This window comes from Arthrobacter sulfonylureivorans, from assembly GCF_022637435.1.
GTDB lineage: Bacteria > Actinomycetota > Actinomycetes > Actinomycetales > Micrococcaceae > Crystallibacter > Crystallibacter sulfonylureivorans.
On record NZ_CP093326.1, the window covers coordinates 1,005,768 to 1,021,722 of the forward strand.

Here is a 15,955-nt window from a genome sequence, read left to right on the forward strand (position 1 = left end):
GCCCCGGAGGCGTTTAACGCGCCTTTCGGGCGCTGGTGCGCCTTCCGGCTGGCTGACCGGCCTTCCGGGCGCTGGTGCGCCTTCCGGCTGGCTGGCCCGCCTTCAGGCCGGCGTTTCCCGGGTGCCGGAGACCACCGCGGACCCGTGTTCGGGCGAATAGGTCACAGCGGCCGCAAGCCCGCAGCTTTCAAAGACGCCGGAAGCAGTCTCTGCCTGACGCTCGCTCGTTTCCACCAGGACCGACCCACCGGGTGCCAACCACTCCGGTGCGCCCGCCGCAACGCGGCGCATGACCGCCAAACCGTCCGCACCGCCGTCGAGCGCCCACGCCGCTTCGTGCAGGCGGGCCTCCGCCGGCAGCAGGGCGATCTCCTGTGTGGGCACATAGGGCACATTGGCGGCCAGGACATCCACCCGGCCCCGCAGCCCCGAGGGCAGCGCTTCGAATAGATCGCCTTCGTGCACCTGCGCTGCCGGCAGGTTCTTGCGCGCACAGGCAACCGCCGCCGGATCCACATCAGCGGCGTGCAGCTCAGTGGGTGCCAGCAGCTTGCCCAGCGCCGCCGCCACGGCTCCGGAGCCGCAGCACAGGTCGACGACGGCGCCGCTGCGCGCCGGGGCAAGGTCGGCTGCACGCTGGACCAGGAACTCCGTTCTCCGGCGCGGGACGAAGACTCCCGGAGCCACGGCAACACGCAAGCCGCAGAACTCAGCCCAACCCAGTACCTGTTCCAGAGGCATGCCGGCAGCCCGCTGTTCCACCCTTGCCGCCAAGACTTTCGGGCGGCCGCATTCGGCCAGCAGCAGGTCCGCTTCTTCCTCAGCAAATACGCAGCCTGCGGCACGCAGCCGGGAGACAATTCCATCCCGGGACGTGGATGACTGGGAAACCTGCATGGGTTCCTTTCGAATAGTGCCCCCAGACTACCCATAGCACTCGTTTCACCCCCACTTACATGTGATCTTCGCTGCATTTTGGGGATGATTTGCGCATCGGCAGGTTCCATTCGGCAGCACGGTTCTGGCAGCGCTTTCGACGGCTTCAGGAAGCATTCCAGAGGCCAAACCCGTACGCCAGCGGTCGGATTGCGGCACAATCCGTAGCCTGCGGTGTGGCGTTCACCACGGGCCCTCAGTTCGATTTCATCCCGGGGCAAATTGCTGGTAATGTATTTCTCCGTTGCCCCCCTAGCTCAGTGGTAGAGCGCGTTCTTGGTAAGAACGAGGTCACCGGATCGATTCCGGTGGGGGGCTCTGAATGGCAAAGCCCGCGTCTGCGTCGCGAGACGCAGCGCGGGCACTGCCATTCGTGGCGGTGTAGCTCAGCTGGTTAGAGCGCACGACTCATAATCGTGAGGTCCCCGGATCGAGTCCGGGCACCGCTACAAAGCCTTGAAGGGCCCGATCGGAACTACGGTTCCGGACGGGCCCTTCAGCTTGTTACGGGGTCTGCCGGTCTGCTGTGCGGCCGTCCGTCCGCCGGTCCGTGTTGAGCTCCCCTGACTAGAGTGGACGCCATGCCCGCCCTCTATCTTGCCCACGGCATTGTCTGGACCACAGCGGGGCCCCAGCTGCGCCTGGCATCCCCGGATGGCACACCGGAGGGCATTCCGGTGAAAGCCGGGACCCGTCTGGGCTTCCGAGTGCTGGATCCACAAGTCTTCTGCCTGGGCAGCCACCGGGTGCATTCCGCAGATGATCGGACACATGTGCCGTGCCGGTTGCAGGCGCCTGCCGAGCGCGGATACCAGTGTGTGAACTGCTTCCTCAATGACGACTTGCGCTTCCTACATGACAGCCATCGCAGTGGCCGGGCGCCTGAGGGGTTATTGCTGTATCTCGCGCAGCCGCACTGGCTCTACGTGGCGACGTTCGCCAACGGTGCCAGCAAGGTGGGGACGGCAGCCAACATACGGAAGTCGCTGCGGTTGGCCGAGCAAGGCGCCGTGGTCGCCCGCTACGTTGCCAAGACGCGTGACGGGCGGGTCGTCCGGGTGCTGGAGGACATGGTTTCGGGAGCTACAGAACTGACCCAAGCAGTGCGTAGCGCCGCCAAGTATGCCGGGCTCCTGACCCCGCTGCCTGCGGCCGATCTGGAGCGGATCAATGCGGGCCACGCTGCTACTGTCCGCAACTTGCTGCCTGCCGCTCAACTAGAGGGCTTCGACGTCGTCGATGACCTGTGGCAGTTACCGGAGCTGGCGGCGCCGGTGCTCGCGGATGGCATCAGGAGGAGCTACCCGAGCACCTTTGATTCAGGAGACCACGGGCTCACCGTGCAAGGCATTCTGGGCAGCGTCGCGGCGGCGCAGCTGACGGAGGGTGGCCCGCACTTCCTAGCGGACCTCGGGAGACTGAAGGGCCGCCGGATCGCACTGGGGGACTTCGTCTCAGAGCTGCCCGCCATGCAGGAGCAACTGTTCTAGCGAACCAGCGGGACCGGAACCGAAGCAAAGCAACCCGCTCCGCGGTTCGGCCGGCAGCGGCGCGGCCGGTAACCTTGAAGTATGAATCCTTGGGACCTCGGCTCGCCGCTGTACCGCAAGCTGGTGATCTCTGCCATGGCACTCATCGGCGTCGGGATCCTGCTGTCTGTCATAGGCGCCTCGGCCAGCATCCAATGGCTGATCTGGGCAGCGATTGCGGTCATTGCCACGGGACTGCTGACCCATCTGGCAGGGCTGCTGGTCCGATTCCGCGACGCCCGGGCCCGGCAAGCGGCCGCAAATCCGCGCAGCACCCCTCAGGCCAAGCGACGTTAGTTCATCCCCGCCCACTCCACCGAAGGAGATCCATGTCCGAGCAAGCCGGGGTCAACCCCGACCTCGCCGGCCGCGTGTACCCGGCCGGCGCTGCCTACACTGTGGGCCGCGAGAAAATCAGGGAGTTCGCCTCGGCGGTGAAAGCCACACATCCCGCGCACTTCGACGTTGAAGCCGCGCGCGCACTCGGCTATGCAGATTTGGTGGCACCGCCGACGTTCGCCATCATCGTGGCCCAACGCGCAGATGCTCAGCTGATCGAGGATTCAGACTCCGGTATCGATTTCTCCCGCGTCGTCCACGCCGACCAGCGGTTTGTGCACCACCGTCCGATCGTCGCCGGCGACGAACTCGTGGCCGAACTCCACGTCGATCAGGTCCGCGCCATGGGCGGCGGGGCCATGATCACCACCCGCGCCGAGATCAGCACCGTGGCCGGCGAGAGAACGGCCACCACCACGTCGTCGATCTTGGTGAGAGGGGAAGGCCAGTGAGCGTCGAACTGAACGAGCTGACCGTTGGACAGGACATCGGCTCCCGAGCCATTGAGGTCTCCCGCGCGGATTTGGTCAGGTACGCCGGCGCCTCGGGCGACTTCAATCCGATCCACTGGAACGGGCGCTTCGCCGAGCAGGTGGGACTTCCCGGCGTCATCGCACATGGCATGTTCACGATGGGGGCTGCCGTGCAATTGGTGACGGACTGGATCGGTAACCCGGCCGCCGTCGTCGACTACCAGACTCGGTTCACCAAGCCAGTCCTCGTGGAGGACGTTGACGGCCCGGGTGCGAGCATCGAAGTCAGCGGTGCCATCGGCGCCATCGATGCAGACAACGGGACGGCGCGAGTCGACCTGACGGTGACTGCTGCGGGTGTGAAGGTACTGGTCAAAGCCCAGGCGGTCGTCAAGGTTTGGTGACTCGCCCTGAACCCGGCGGGGGAGAGTCCAGCATCGTGACAGAAACGCTTCTTGCTCCGCTGACAACGCTCGGCGTGGGCGGCGTGGCCCGGCGTTACGTCGAGGCCGGCTCCGAGTCCGAGATTGTCGATGCGGTCAGGGCCGCCGACGGTTACGGCGACGACCTCCTGATCGTCGGCGGCGGGTCCAACCTCGTGATTTCCGACGGCGGCTACCCCGGCACCGTCATCCGTGTCGCCAACACCGGCTACACCGTCGACGAACAAGACGGCGCCGTGGCGCTCACGGTTCAAGCAGGTCAGCCGTGGGACGACCTCGTTGCCTTGACCGTCACCAGCGGCTGGGCCGGGCTGGAGGCGCTCTCCGGTATTCCGGGGCTCACGGGTGCCACACCGGTGCAGAACGTCGGCGCCTACGGATCCGACGTCTCGCAGACCATCACCCGGGTCCGAACATGGGACAGGAACACTGGTTCGATTCGGGAATTCGACAACAGCGACCTCGCGTTTGGCTACCGGGACTCGGTCTTGAAACGGAGCACCGTCAACGGTTCGCCACGCTTCGTGGTGCTGGAAGTTGAGTTCCGGCTGACGGCGGGGCGGCAGAGCCTTCCGATCCGTTACGCCGAATTGGCCCGGGTGTTGGAAGCCGAGGTCGGTGGAACAGCCAAGGCCTCCGACGTTCGACGTGAAGTACTCCGGCTCCGCGCGTCCAAGGGGATGGTCCACGATCCTGACGACAGGGACACATTCAGCACGGGATCATTCTTCACCAACCCCATCGTCGATCCCGCAACGGCGGAAAGACTTCCCGCGAACGCACCGCGGTGGCCGGCCGGCGACAAGATCAAGCTGAGCGCTGCCTGGCTCATCGACAATGCAGGCTTCTCCAAGGGCTTCGGTCTCGAGGGCACATCAAACGGCGACCTCAACGGGCACGACTTGGCCGGCGGCCGCGCGTCGCTGTCGACCAAGCACACACTGGCAATCACCAACCGTGGTGAAGCCAGCGCAGAAGACGTACTGGCGATCGCCCGTGCCGTACGGGATGGAGTTGACAGTGCCTTTGGTATTCGGCTTCAGCCCGAGCCCCTGTTGATCGGCTGCAGCCTCTGACAGCGGAAACAGGCGATAACAGGGGCGGGGGATAGCCCTTCCTCCCTTGGCACTGTGCCCTACGGCAGATCTTCGCGGGTGATCGGGGCATCGGCCGGTTGGAGCAGACGATCCGGTCCCTTGTGGGCCCTTGGACGGACGGCCAGTTCATCATGTCGGATCATGAATTGGATGATGCTGGGCCGCAGCGCACGGAGATTGACCGAGCCGCTGCTGCATAGCCAGCAGACCAAGCGGTAGCTGTGATTCACCTGAACCAGTCGGTCAGTACCGTGGTCAAACAGCCACTCCGGCGATAAGAAATCGTGCATTGGCGGCAGGAGAAAGTCTGCTGGCAAAAGCCTGGCGAACGTGTCCTTCGGCTCGAAGCACCGTTCAATCTCCAGCATCAACCACCACTCCTCTGAGATGTAGTCAGGGCCGCAGGCTTCGATACAGCTCCGTAAATGCGCCTCCAGCCGGAGCGAACGATCTTCCCGAATCGGGCGGGACTGACGTTGCTGTGCGAAGAACTCCCGGAGAATATCATCGACGGTCGGCTGAGGCTGGTTGCGCCTGCTCACTATCGGTCCCCTTCCTGCTCGGTTTCGAATCTGTCTTTCAGAAGGGTGGTGGCGTTTCTTCGCATGGTTCGCCATCCTCTCCGTCAGCGGACCGTTCTGCTGCGCTTTTGTCCTGGTTCGTTGTGTTGCTGGCCCGGTCCTCTGCTGTGGGGTAGGTGATTGCCCAGCCTTCGTCGGGGGTGGTGGTGTGGGTGTGTCCGGAGCGGGTGGTGAAGTGCAGGGTGCCGTCGTTGTCCTGGGTGACGGTGCCGCCGCCGTGGTGTTTGGTTTTGTGGCCGGGTTTGCAGTGGGCGCTGAGGTTCTCGGGCACTGTTTTGCCGCCGTCTTCCCAGGCGATGGTGTGGTCGATGTCGCATTGGTCGGCGGGGACGGTGCAGCCGAATTCGCGGCAGTGCCGGTCGCGTAGCCGGATGAGGCGTTTGAGCCATTCGGGCGGGATCCGCAGGTCTTTGGCGGCGGCGATGGCTTGGCCGTAGTCGTCGGTGAGCACGAGGAGCCAGGAGGTGGCCAGCGCGGTGAGGTTGCGGGTCATTTCGGGCGGGATGAGGCCGTAGCCGGTGAGTTCGCCGGGGTCTTCGGCCAGCCCGAGCAGGGTTTCCAAGGTCGTGGTGACTGCGACGGAGGCGGTGGCATTCGCGCCGCCGCAGGTGCAGTGGCCCTGGTCGGTGGCCCCGTTGCCGGTCGCCGCGTCCGCGGCTTCCCCGGTGGTCGTCGCTGCGGCGGCGGTGCCGCTGCCAGGGGTTGTGGTGGCGGGTTGGTAGGCGTGGTCGGGGTAGCGCAGGAGCATGTCGGTGAAGACGTCGGCGCGGAGCTGGCCGAGGGTGCGGGTCTCGTCGGCGGTCTGCAGTTTCCGGGCGTGGGCCTGCATCAGGTTGTAGGCGAGCAGGGCTTTGTCCGCCGAGGTGCGGATGAACAGTTCGGCCATGCCGTCGTCCTGCGGGAGGTATTGGACGGTGCGCCGTTCCATCGCGGCCCGGTGCCGGGTCTCGAGGGGTACGGGGTGCAGCCGGTCGCGGGCGGTGCGGGCGCGGGCGTGGACGGATTCGAGGGTGATGGTCCCGGCGCCGGGCAGGACCGTGTTCTCGAACTCGGCCAGGGTCTCCGGTGGGAGGTCGGCGCCTTTGCGGGCGATCGCCGCGGCGCGGGGCAGGTCGATGTCGCCGTGGTCGAGGGCGGTGAGGGTGGCGGGCAGGTGGGTGGCGATCTGGTGCGCGTCGGCCAGTTCCGCGGCCGCCTGTTTGCGGGGCAGGGCGAGGATGGGGGCGAGTTCCTGGGCCGCGTGCCGGCTGATGCCGTCCGGTGCCCCGGCATCGGGGCCGGTGGCCGGCCGGAGCACGGCCATCCGGTGCATGGCGCGGGTGCGGCGGGACTGGGTCCAGGCCTCGTGTTTGCGGACGGCTTTGAGGTATTCGAGTGCGGACCAGTCGTCCAGGGTATCGGGGTCGGTGCCGGCGAGCAGTCCGGCCAGTTCCGCCGGTTCCAACTCCCGCCAGTCCTCCTCCCACAACTCCCGGCAGGAAGAATCGTTTACCACTGGCGAGTTGTTCGATGGTGCGCTGCCCCCGGGTGTGGCAGCATTCGCGGCACCCTCAGCGGCGGCTTCTTCCGCCGGGCTGACGTCTGTGCCTGGACCTGTGTCGGTGTCTGAGTGGTCGCCAGTACCCGGGGCCGCGGCGGCGTCATGGGAGCCTGCGACATCGTCTGGCATGGCGGCGTGGCCGGAGGGATCCTCCGGCTCCTGTGCCTCGTCCAACGGTTCCGCCGCCATACTTCAACGCTACGCAGCGCAAGCTCCGGGTAGAACGGGTGTTCGACGTATGTGCACAAACGCCAGGGGACACGGCCCTGTGTAGGACAAGACGGGTGGCGGAGGCGGGAAGCGGCCTGTGGAGGGCAAATCCGGCTTGTAGAAGAGGAGGCAGACCTGGAAGGACAGGGGCAGTCCGGTGAGGGAGCAGACAACGGCCGCCGATGATCCAAGCAAGGGGCGATGGCAGGAGCAGGCGGGGCTAACGGCGGAGCCGCCGTCTCGCTCGGTAACGCGTGCACGGCGGTCCGAGGGACTTAACAGCAGGAGCCCGCCCCGCGAAGGGGCGGACTCCATGAGCGTTAGGCCACCGGCAATGCTGGCTGCCTAACGGGGCTGGCTTCCTTAAAGGTTGCCGGTGGCGATCCGCAGCATGCGGCGCAGCGGCTCGGCAGCGCCCCACAGGAGCTGGTCGCCGACGGTGAAGGCGCTGATGTACTCTGGGCCCATTTCCAGCTTGCGGATGCGGCCAACCGGGATCTCCAGGGTGCCACTGGCCGCCACGGGGGTGAGGTGCTCCATGGTGGCTTCCTTGGTGTTCGGCACCACGCGGGACCACTCGTTGTCGGCGTCGATGATCCGCTCGATTTCGGCCACCGGGAGGTCTTCGGTGAGTTTCAGGGTCAGTGCCTGCGAGTGGGACCGCATGGCGCCGATGCGCACGCACAGACCGTCGAAGGGGATGCGCTGGTCATCGCTGAGCCCCAGAATCTTGTTCGTCTCGGCCGGCGCTTTCCACTCTTCCTTGGATTGTCCGTTGCCCAGGTCCTTGTCGATCCACGGGATCACCGAACCGGCCAGCGGCACGCCGAACTGGGAGGAATCCAGCTCGGGATTGCGCTGCTGTGCCAAGATTTTGCGGTCGATTTCCAGGATGGCAGAGGCAGGGTCTGCGAGCTCGGCGGATACTGCGGCGTTGAGCGAACCGAACTGGTTCAGCAGTTCGCGCATGTGCCGGGCACCGCCGCCGGAGGCTGCCTGATAGGTCATGGAGGTTCCCCACTCCACCAGGCCGTTCTTGAACAGCCCGCCCAGCCCCATGAGCATGCAGGAAACGGTGCAGTTGCCGCCGATGAATTCCTTGACGCCGCGCGCCAGGCCGGCGTCGATCACGTCCCGGTTTACCGGGTCCAGCACGATGATGGAGCTGTCCTGCATCCGCAGCGTGGAAGCGGCGTCGATCCAGAGGCCGTCCCAGCCGGCATCGCGCAACTTGGGGTAGACCTCGGAGGTGTAGTCCCCGCCCTGCGCGGTGACGATGATCGGCAGCTTGGCCAGCGTCTCGACGTCGTACGCGTCCTGCAGTTTGCCTGCGTCGCCCGCGGCAGCACCAGCGAAGGCCGGGGCGTCGCCGCCGGCGTTCGACGTGGAGAAAAAGACGGGGTTGATCAGGTCGAAGTCGCCTTCATCCTGCATGCGTTGCATCAGGACGGAGCCGACCATGCCGCGCCAACCGATCAGGCCGACGGACTGTGTAGAGGAAGTGGCTGCGGGTGAAGTCATGCCATCTAGTTTACGGGCAGGGTCAATTTGGCTGCGGTGAGTTACGTGCCTCTCCGAGCACATCTAGGGGACGTGTACGACGGCGGGGCTCCCCTTGGCTGCCTCCGTGCAGCGTTGGTGCGGCCCGGCGGCGCCGAGGTCCTATGCTTTCTGCTCTTGCAGCGAGGCCCGGGCTATTGCACCCGGCTGTCCTCCCCGCGGACCCAGAGCGAGATGCGGTAGCGGGTGCCGTTGGCTGCGGTGCTCCAGCCCTCGGTGGGGGAGACGCCGTCGAGCTTCCAACCCGGGCCCAGCTGCGGGGCGTAGGTGTCGCCGTCGGTCTCCATGTCGATGACGGTGACCGAGGCCGCGTTGGAATGCTGTGTGGTGAGGTTGAAGATCTCGCCGCCGCCAAGGACCCAGATTTCGTCGCCGCCCGGACTGGCTGCGGCCTCGGACATCGCGTCCTCCACGGAATCGACCACTACGGCGCCCTCGGCCACGAGCTGGTCGCGCATTTCCGGCCTGCGGCTGATAACAATGTTGGTGCGCCCGGGCAGCGGCCGGTACTTGTCAGGGAAGGACTCCCAGGTCTTGCGGCCCATGATCACCGGATGGTTGAGCGTGGTTCGCTTGAAGTGCGCCAGGTCTTCGGGCAGATGCCAGGGCATGCCGCCGTCGCGGCCGATCACGCCGTTGGTGGTCTGGGCCCAGATCATGCCGACCACTGGCGCCGGCAGCTGCTGCCGGTCGTCGGTGGCGGCCGCCGCGGCAGTCACGGCCTCGGCGACGCTGCCCGGATAGGGGCGCGGGCCGTCGGCGGCGCGGCCGGCTGCGCTGACGGCAGGTGCAGCGTCGGCGGCGGCGGCGGGGCTGGCTGCAGCGGCGGGGCCGGCGTTGTAGTCGGCGCTCATACGGCCACCGGTGCCTTGATGGCCGGATGGTGCTGGTAATTCGCCACGTCGAAGTCCTCCAGCGAGTAGTCAAAAATGCTCTCCGGCTTCCGCAGGATGTTGAGCGTGGGGTAAGGGTAGGGCTCGCGCGACAACTGCTCGCGGACCTGGTCCACGTGGTCGTCGTAGACATGAACGTCCCCGCCGGTCCAGATGAATTCACCCGGCTCCAGCCCCACCTGCTGCGCCAACATCAGGGTGAGCAGTGCGTAGGAGGCGATGTTGAACGGCACGCCCAGGAACATATCCGCGCTGCGCTGATACAGCTGGCAGGAGAGTTTGCCGTCCGCCACGTAGAACTGGAAGAACGCGTGGCACGGCGGCAGCGCCATGTTCTTGATCTCCGCCACGTTCCACGCCGAGACGATGTGCCGGCGCGAGTCGGGATTGTTCTTCAGGTCTTCCACCAGATTGGCGATTTGGTCGATATGACCGCCGTCGGGCGTGGGCCAGGAGCGCCACTGAACTCCGTAGACCGGACCGAGCTCGCCGTCGGCGTCGGCCCATTCATTCCAGATCTTGACGCCGCGTTCCTGAAGCCATTTCGCGTTCGAGTCGCCGCGCAGGAACCACAGCAGCTCCAGCGCCACGGACTTGAAATGCACGCGCTTGGTGGTGATCAGCGGGAAGCCTTGGGCCAGGTCATAGCGGATCTGGCGGCCGAAGACGCTACGGGTGCCGGTGCCGGTCCGGTCCGATTTGGCCGTCCCGTTGGCCATGACGTCGCGAAGCAGGTCTTCATACGGGGTGGGAATCGCGTTCACAGCGTCCAGTGTAGTTCAGGGGTGCTTAGGCGGCCGCCGGCGGAGTGCAGGCTCACGGCCCGTCCGGTGCGTTCCCGCGCGGGCGCTGCAGCTGGCCGCGGACCAGGTTCAGAACTGTTTCATCATCCAGTCCCGCTTCCCGGGCGGCGCGCACCAAATGTGCGACGGCGAGGCCCACCTCGGCCGAGCCGGCTGCGGTTTTGTGCGGGGCGACTGCAGTATCGGCCACCGTGGTGCCATGGCGCCGGCGGCTGATGAGCAGGCCCGCGGCCTCGAGCTCTTTGTACGCCCGGGCCACGGTGCCCGCGGCCACACCCAAGTCTGCGGCCAGGCTGCGCACCGGGGGCAGGCGTTGTCCGGCGGCCAGGGTGCCCACCGCAATGAGCGAGGCTACCTGGCTGCGGATCTGTTCGTACGGGGGAGTCGGTGCCGCCAGGTCCACCCGGATCTGGGTACTCATGGCGTGCGGTCCTTGCGGACAGCGGACTGGTCGTGGTTCGGGCCAAGGCCGGGAGGGCCGCTGACAGCGTGGTCGGAGTGGCGAGTCACGGGGTGGCCAATATAGCTGGCCACGGATCGGCGCGGTCGCGATGCTCCGGGGAGAAGTGCCAGCACGATGGCGTTCAGGTAGAGCACCGCCGTGGTGATGCGGAGCGCTGTATGCACGCCAGGGGATAGCTGATACACGCTCCACGAGACGGTGCTGTCCAGGAACCAACCCCAGGCAGCGGGATGTGCGTGGAGCAGTTGGGCGGTCAGAGCGAACATCCCGGCGGCGGTCATCCGCGCAACGCGGAAGCCGGAAACGCGGCGGAGCAGGTTGTCCGCCTCCGGGGTTGCCTCGAACAGCCGGGGACGGCGGTGCACCAACAGGATGGCGGCTGCGCCGAGCAGGAGCAGGGCAGCACCGGCCACGGCGAAGGCTGCCAGCAGGTCGGGCTGTCGGCCCGGGGCGGCAGCATTGAAACCGATGGCGGCGGCCAGCAGCACCGCGCCGCCGGCAACGGCGGCAAGGAGCGGGCTCGAAATCAGCCGGGTCACAGGCACCGGCCGGCCGTAACTGGGCGAGCCGGAAGCGTCGGACGATCTGGTGTGGCCGCGCCACAGCCGAACTTCCCCGGCTGCAACAACGGCCAAAAACACGGCCACCGGAACGGCAAACGCCAGAGGCAGCAAGAGTTGGGGCGAAGTAGGGAAGACGGGGTTCCCGTTGTCAGGGACGGTGGCCGGCTGAACAACGAAACTGGCCCACCCACCCACAGCAACCAGCGCCACTGCGGTGAAGACCATCGCGGCAGTATGCATGGACTCCGTGATCTCCTGCCCCGCGGCGTAGCTGCCCCGGTAGATGACCGGACGGCCCGGGGTGCCGTCCGGAGCCAGCAGGGGAGGGCGCCACAGGGCCATGGCGATCATCAGAGTGACCGCGAGCCAGCCTGCCAGTTGCTGGGCGGGTTCCCAGCCGGTGGCCGGTGCCGGTCCGTCGAGGATGATGGCCGGCACCTGTTGATTGGCGAAGCTGACCGCCATGGTGCCGAGTGAAGCGAAAAGCAAGGCGGCCGTGCGGAACAGACGGTTGATCAGGATGCGCCGCAGGATGTCGTTGTCTTCGCGGTTGAGCGAGTCCACGGAGCGTCTGCGCACGATCACCGTGGTCGCCGTGGCGACGCCGGCCGCGAGCGTCAGGATGCCGATCAGCAGGATCGGCGCAAAATAGCTGCCGGGCTGGCGGCCGTTGTGCTCGCCGGTGACTTGAACACCGTCGAAGGATTGGGAACCGCTGAAACCTTCGATCCCCGGCAGCTCCCAGACGGCGATCGCCGCGGTCACGGCCAGCACGGCCGCCGCAATCATGACTGAGAGCAGCGCCGAGGGGATGTAGTCGCGGGTGCGCCGGATGGTGACGTCGGCACGGCGGACCCTGCCGCGGGGCTTGGGCCAGGTGTATTGGCCGATGATGTAGATTCCAGCCAAGCTGACCAGCGGAACCAAGACAGTCAGCAGGCCCGCCAGCCAGGAAGGCCCTGGCGCCTGTCCGGCGTAGTACGCGGCCGGAATGCTCCCGACTTCCGAAGCCGCGGCCAGCCCGCTGGCGAAGAACGCGATGAGGGTCGTCCAGAACGCATGCCTCCGCGCGGCATCCCGTCCGGCCTCGTCCGATGTACCCGGGTCCACGCCTGAACCTGGCGCCGCGAGGGTGGCTGCACTTGCGCCCGCTCTGCCGGCGATAATCCGCAGCGCACCGTAGATGATGACGGCGCCGAACAGCAGGCCGGTGATGGTGCTGGTCAGTAAGTCCACTATTCCCCTCGTGCTGTATCAATGGATCAAGTATTTGATACAAAGCAGCAAGGGGTCAATAGGTTGGGGTTGCCGGGCAGCACGAGCACTCGCCCGGTGCCGCTAGTCGTCGTAGGCGTCGAGGATCTCCATGGCCACAATCTTGCCGCGCTGCTTCTTGGAGATGTGGCAGACCAGCACGGCCCCGGGCCGCAGATAGGGGTCTTCGGTGGGCAGTTTCGCGGCGAGCAGCGGATCCATCCGGGCTGCCAGCACCTTGAACAGGTTCGGCAGCACGGGCCGGTGGGTGCAGACGGCGGTCGGCTTGCCCTTCTCCAGCATCTGGAACAGCGCGGCCCTGGCCTTCTTCGGGTTGCGTTCGTTGTTGTGTTCGGTGATGGCGTCGACGGTCCGCAGCTTCGTCTGGGTGTGCATGGCATACGGGGTGACGGTCTGCACGCAGCGCAGCCACGGGCTGGAAACAATCCGCTTGGGTTTCCACGCGGAGAGCATCCGGCAGACCGCCAGTGCCTGCCGCCGTCCGGTGGCCACCAGCGGGCGCTCGCCCTCGGCCTGGGACCACGCGGACCGCGGTTTGGCCTTGGCATGGCGGACGACGACGAACGGATAGGTATCGAGCTCGTCCCGCCGGTGCGCGGCCTCCAGCGCGTCCAGTGGTTCGACGTCGGAAGGGTTGGTCAGCAGTTCGCGGGCCTTGGCCGGCGGGCACCAGAGCACGCGGTCCACCTCGTTGCCGTCCGGAACCGGTTCCTGTTTGTCCAGCTTGGCAGCCCAGTACAGCACCTGCTTGAGCCCGGGGTTCACCTTGTAGTAGATGGTGGGCAGCGGAATGCCCAACCGGATCTGCACGCCTATTTCCTCGTCGACCTCGCGGACGGCGCACTCGGGCGTCGTTTCGCCGCTGTCCAGCTTGCCCTTGGGCCAGGACCAGTCGTCGTAACGCGGCCGGTGGATCAGCAGTACTTCGAGGCGGCCCTGGCGGACGCGCCAGCACAGAGCCCCCGCAGCGGTGACTCTGACGCCCGGGGGAGCACCGGCGTCGTCGGTTTTGTTCTGCGTCATCAGCGGCGGCTGAGGGTGCGCTGGCGGGACCGGGATGCGAGCAGCCAGGACTGGATATCCGAGAGGGGGTTGCCGTCGTCGTCCTTGTGGCGCCGGGTCCAGTCGCCGTCGCTGTCCAGATGCCAGCTGGCGGTGCCCGGGTCCATGTACCGGTCCAGCACGGCCAACAGGTCGTTGATGTCCTCGCGCGAGTTCAGCTGCACCAAGGCCTCCACGCGGCGGTCCAGATTGCGGTGCATCATGTCGGCGGACCCGATGTAGACCACCGGGTCGCCGCCGTTGGCAAAGCCGAACACGCGTGAATGCTCCAGGAACCGGCCGAGGATGGAGCGGACGCGGATGTTCTCGCTGAGCCCCGGTACTCCGGGGCGGACGGCGCAAATGCCGCGGACAATGACGTCCACCGTCACGCCGGCCTGCGAGGCTCGGTAGAGCGAGTCGATGATGGCCTCGTCCACCATGGAGTTCAGCTTGATCACCACGCGGGCGGCCAGGCCGGCCTTGCTGTTGGCGATTTCCTTCTCGATCCGGTCTATCAGGCCCGAACGGACCGAACGCGGTGCCACCAGCAGGCGCTTGAAGGTGGACTTCGGGGCGTAGCCGGAGAGCTGGTTGAACAGCTTGGAGAGGTCTTCGCCCACCTGGTAATTGGCCGTCAGCAGGCCCAGGTCCTCGTAGTAGCGGGCCGTGCGCGGGTGGTAATTGCCGGTGCCGATGTGGCAGTAGCGGCGCAGTCCGTCGCCCTCCTGGCGCACCACCAGCGAGAGCTTGCAGTGGGTCTTCAGGCCCACGATGCCGTAGACCACGTGGACGCCGGCCTGCTCCAGCTTCCGGGCCCAGTCGATGTTGGCCTGCTCGTCGAACCTGGCCTTGATCTCCACCAGGGCCAGCACCTGCTTGCCGGCTTCGGCGGCGTCGATCAACGCGTCCACGATCGGTGAATCGCCCGAGGTCCGGTACAGCGTCTGCTTGATCGCCTGTACCTTCGGGTCTGCGGCGGCCTGCTCCAGGAAGGCCTGCACCGAGGTGGAGAACGAGTCGTAGGGATGGTGCAGCAGAATGTCGCGCCGGCGCATGGCAGCGAACACATTCGCGGCCTTGGACGTTTCGCTCTCGTTCAGGAAGCGGCTGGTGTGCGCCAGCTGCTTGGGGTACTTCATGTCCGGCCGGTCGATCCGGTAGATGGCTTCCAGGCCGCGGAGGTCCAGCGGCGCCGGCAGCGCGTACACCTCGGATTCCTCCACGCCGAGTTCGCGCACCAACAGTTCGCGCACGCTCGGGTTGATGTCCGTGGCCACTTCAAGCCGCACGGGCGGGCCGAAGCGGCGGCGCAGCAGTTCCTTTTCCAGCGCCTGCAGCAGGTTCTCGGCGTCGTCCTCTTCGACTTCCAGGTCCTCGTTGCGGGTGACCCGGAAGGTGTGGTGCTCCAGCACCTCCATGCCCTGGAAGAGCAGGTCCAGGTGCTGGGCGATGACGTCTTCCAGCGGGATGAACCGCGCGGTGCGGCCGGGGACCGAGCCGGCGCGGGGGCCGTCCACGGAGATCAGCCGGGAGAGCTGGTCGGGGACCTTGAGCCGGGCGAAGAGTTCCTTCTCGCTCACCGGGTTGCGCACAATCACGGCCAGGTTCAGCGAAAGTCCGGAGATGTAGGGGAACGGGTGGGCCGGGTCCACCGCCAGCGGGGTCAGGATCGGGAACACCCGCTCCCGGAACATGACGGACAGCTCGGTACGGGCCGCCTCGTCCAGCTCATCCCAGCGCACAATGTGGATGTGCTCGTACGCCAATGCCGGGCGGATCTGCTCGGCGAAGATCCGGGCATGGCGGTGCTGCAGCTTGTGCGCGGCGACTTTGATCTGTTCCAGTTGCTCGCTGGGTGAGAGGCCGGCGGCGGACGGCACGGCCAGTCCGGTGGCGATCCGGCGCTTCAGGCCGGCCACCCGGACCATGAAGAACTCGTCCAAGTTGGAGGCAAAGATGGAGAGGAAGTTCAGCCGTTCCAGCAGGTAGAGGTCCTCGTCCTCGGCCAGTTCCAGGACGCGTGCGTTGAAGTCCAGCCAGCTGATTTCCCGGTCCAGGAACCGTTCCAGGGTAAAGTCCCCGTCGGGTGCCAGCGAGGGGGCGAACTCCGGAATGTCGATGCGGTCCTGGGTGGCGCGGGCAGGAACCATCTCGGAGGACCCTAAGCGCGGAATGGCTGCGGCTTCAGGTTCGGTAACCATGCTCT

15 protein-coding genes and 2 tRNA genes are annotated in these 15,955 nt (G+C 66.5%); 7 read left to right on the plus strand and 10 right to left on the minus strand.

The window, feature by feature from the left end:
* Positions 1-102 precede the first annotated feature (102 nt).
* Complete coding sequence (locus MNQ99_RS04890; RefSeq protein ID WP_241914649.1) at positions 103-897, minus strand: putative protein N(5)-glutamine methyltransferase; 795 nt, start codon at positions 895-897, stop codon at positions 103-105.
* A gap of 285 nt (positions 898-1,182) precedes the next feature.
* Here MNQ99_RS04890 and MNQ99_RS04895 point away from each other — a divergent pair.
* From MNQ99_RS04895 to MNQ99_RS04925, 7 genes are all read left to right on the plus strand, one after another.
* Positions 1,183-1,254, plus strand: a tRNA-Thr gene (locus MNQ99_RS04895).
* Positions 1,255-1,311: 57 nt separating this feature from the next.
* A tRNA-Met gene (locus MNQ99_RS04900) sits at positions 1,312-1,385 on the plus strand.
* Positions 1,386-1,517: 132 nt separating this feature from the next.
* Positions 1,518-2,426, plus strand: a complete 909-nt coding sequence (locus tag MNQ99_RS04905; protein WP_241914650.1) for a DUF2797 domain-containing protein — start codon at positions 1,518-1,520, stop codon at positions 2,424-2,426.
* Positions 2,427-2,507: 81 nt separating this feature from the next.
* Complete coding sequence (locus tag MNQ99_RS04910) at positions 2,508-2,762, plus strand: hypothetical protein (RefSeq protein WP_127512787.1); 255 nt, start codon at positions 2,508-2,510, stop codon at positions 2,760-2,762.
* Between the two features lie 32 nt (positions 2,763-2,794).
* Positions 2,795-3,256, plus strand: coding sequence for an FAS1-like dehydratase domain-containing protein (locus tag MNQ99_RS04915; protein WP_127512786.1), 462 nt, complete (start codon positions 2,795-2,797; stop codon positions 3,254-3,256).
* On the plus strand, positions 3,253-3,681 hold the full coding sequence (locus MNQ99_RS04920; protein WP_127512785.1) for a MaoC family dehydratase: 429 nt from the start codon (positions 3,253-3,255) through the stop codon (positions 3,679-3,681). The genes MNQ99_RS04915 and MNQ99_RS04920 overlap by 4 nt, the downstream gene beginning before the upstream one ends.
* Positions 3,682-3,716: 35 nt before the next feature.
* Positions 3,717-4,796 (plus strand): UDP-N-acetylmuramate dehydrogenase, encoded by a 1,080-nt coding sequence (locus MNQ99_RS04925; RefSeq protein WP_241914651.1) that lies wholly within the window; start codon positions 3,717-3,719, stop codon positions 4,794-4,796.
* A 59-nt stretch (positions 4,797-4,855) separates the two neighbouring features.
* Here the strand turns inward: MNQ99_RS04925 and MNQ99_RS04930 are convergent, their stop codons facing one another.
* From MNQ99_RS04930 to MNQ99_RS04970, 9 genes are all read right to left on the minus strand, one after another.
* On the minus strand, positions 4,856-5,359 hold the full coding sequence (locus MNQ99_RS04930) for a hypothetical protein (RefSeq protein WP_127512783.1): 504 nt from the start codon (positions 5,357-5,359) through the stop codon (positions 4,856-4,858).
* A 37-nt stretch (positions 5,360-5,396) separates the two neighbouring features.
* Positions 5,397-7,127 carry an HNH endonuclease signature motif containing protein gene (locus tag MNQ99_RS04935; RefSeq protein ID WP_241914652.1) on the minus strand — a complete coding sequence of 577 codons (1,731 nt, stop codon included), beginning with the start codon at positions 7,125-7,127 and terminating at the stop codon, positions 5,397-5,399.
* A 384-nt stretch (positions 7,128-7,511) separates the two neighbouring features.
* On the minus strand, positions 7,512-8,669 hold the full coding sequence (gene asd, locus MNQ99_RS04940; RefSeq protein ID WP_241914653.1) for an aspartate-semialdehyde dehydrogenase: 1,158 nt from the start codon (positions 8,667-8,669) through the stop codon (positions 7,512-7,514).
* Between the two features lie 173 nt (positions 8,670-8,842).
* Positions 8,843-9,367: a dihydrofolate reductase gene (locus tag MNQ99_RS04945; RefSeq protein WP_422387517.1), complete on the minus strand. Its 525-nt coding sequence runs from the start codon at positions 9,365-9,367 to the stop codon at positions 8,843-8,845.
* A gap of 191 nt (positions 9,368-9,558) precedes the next feature.
* Positions 9,559-10,320: a thymidylate synthase gene (locus MNQ99_RS04950; protein ID WP_241915276.1), complete on the minus strand. Its 762-nt coding sequence runs from the start codon at positions 10,318-10,320 to the stop codon at positions 9,559-9,561.
* Positions 10,321-10,417: 97 nt separating this feature from the next.
* Positions 10,418-10,825, minus strand: a complete 408-nt coding sequence (locus MNQ99_RS04955; RefSeq protein ID WP_241914655.1) for a GntR family transcriptional regulator — start codon at positions 10,823-10,825, stop codon at positions 10,418-10,420.
* Positions 10,822-12,666: a hypothetical protein gene (locus tag MNQ99_RS04960; protein WP_241914656.1), complete on the minus strand. Its 1,845-nt coding sequence runs from the start codon at positions 12,664-12,666 to the stop codon at positions 10,822-10,824. Before MNQ99_RS04960 ends, MNQ99_RS04955 begins: the two co-directional genes overlap by 4 nt.
* 102 nt (positions 12,667-12,768) lie before the next feature.
* Entirely contained in the window at positions 12,769-13,728 is a 960-nt protein-coding gene (locus tag MNQ99_RS04965) for an NUDIX hydrolase (RefSeq protein ID WP_241914657.1), read from the minus strand.
* Entirely contained in the window at positions 13,728-15,950 is a 2,223-nt protein-coding gene (locus MNQ99_RS04970; RefSeq protein WP_241914658.1) for an RNA degradosome polyphosphate kinase, read from the minus strand. Before MNQ99_RS04970 ends, MNQ99_RS04965 begins: the two co-directional genes overlap by 1 nt.
* Positions 15,951-15,955 lie beyond the last annotated feature (5 nt).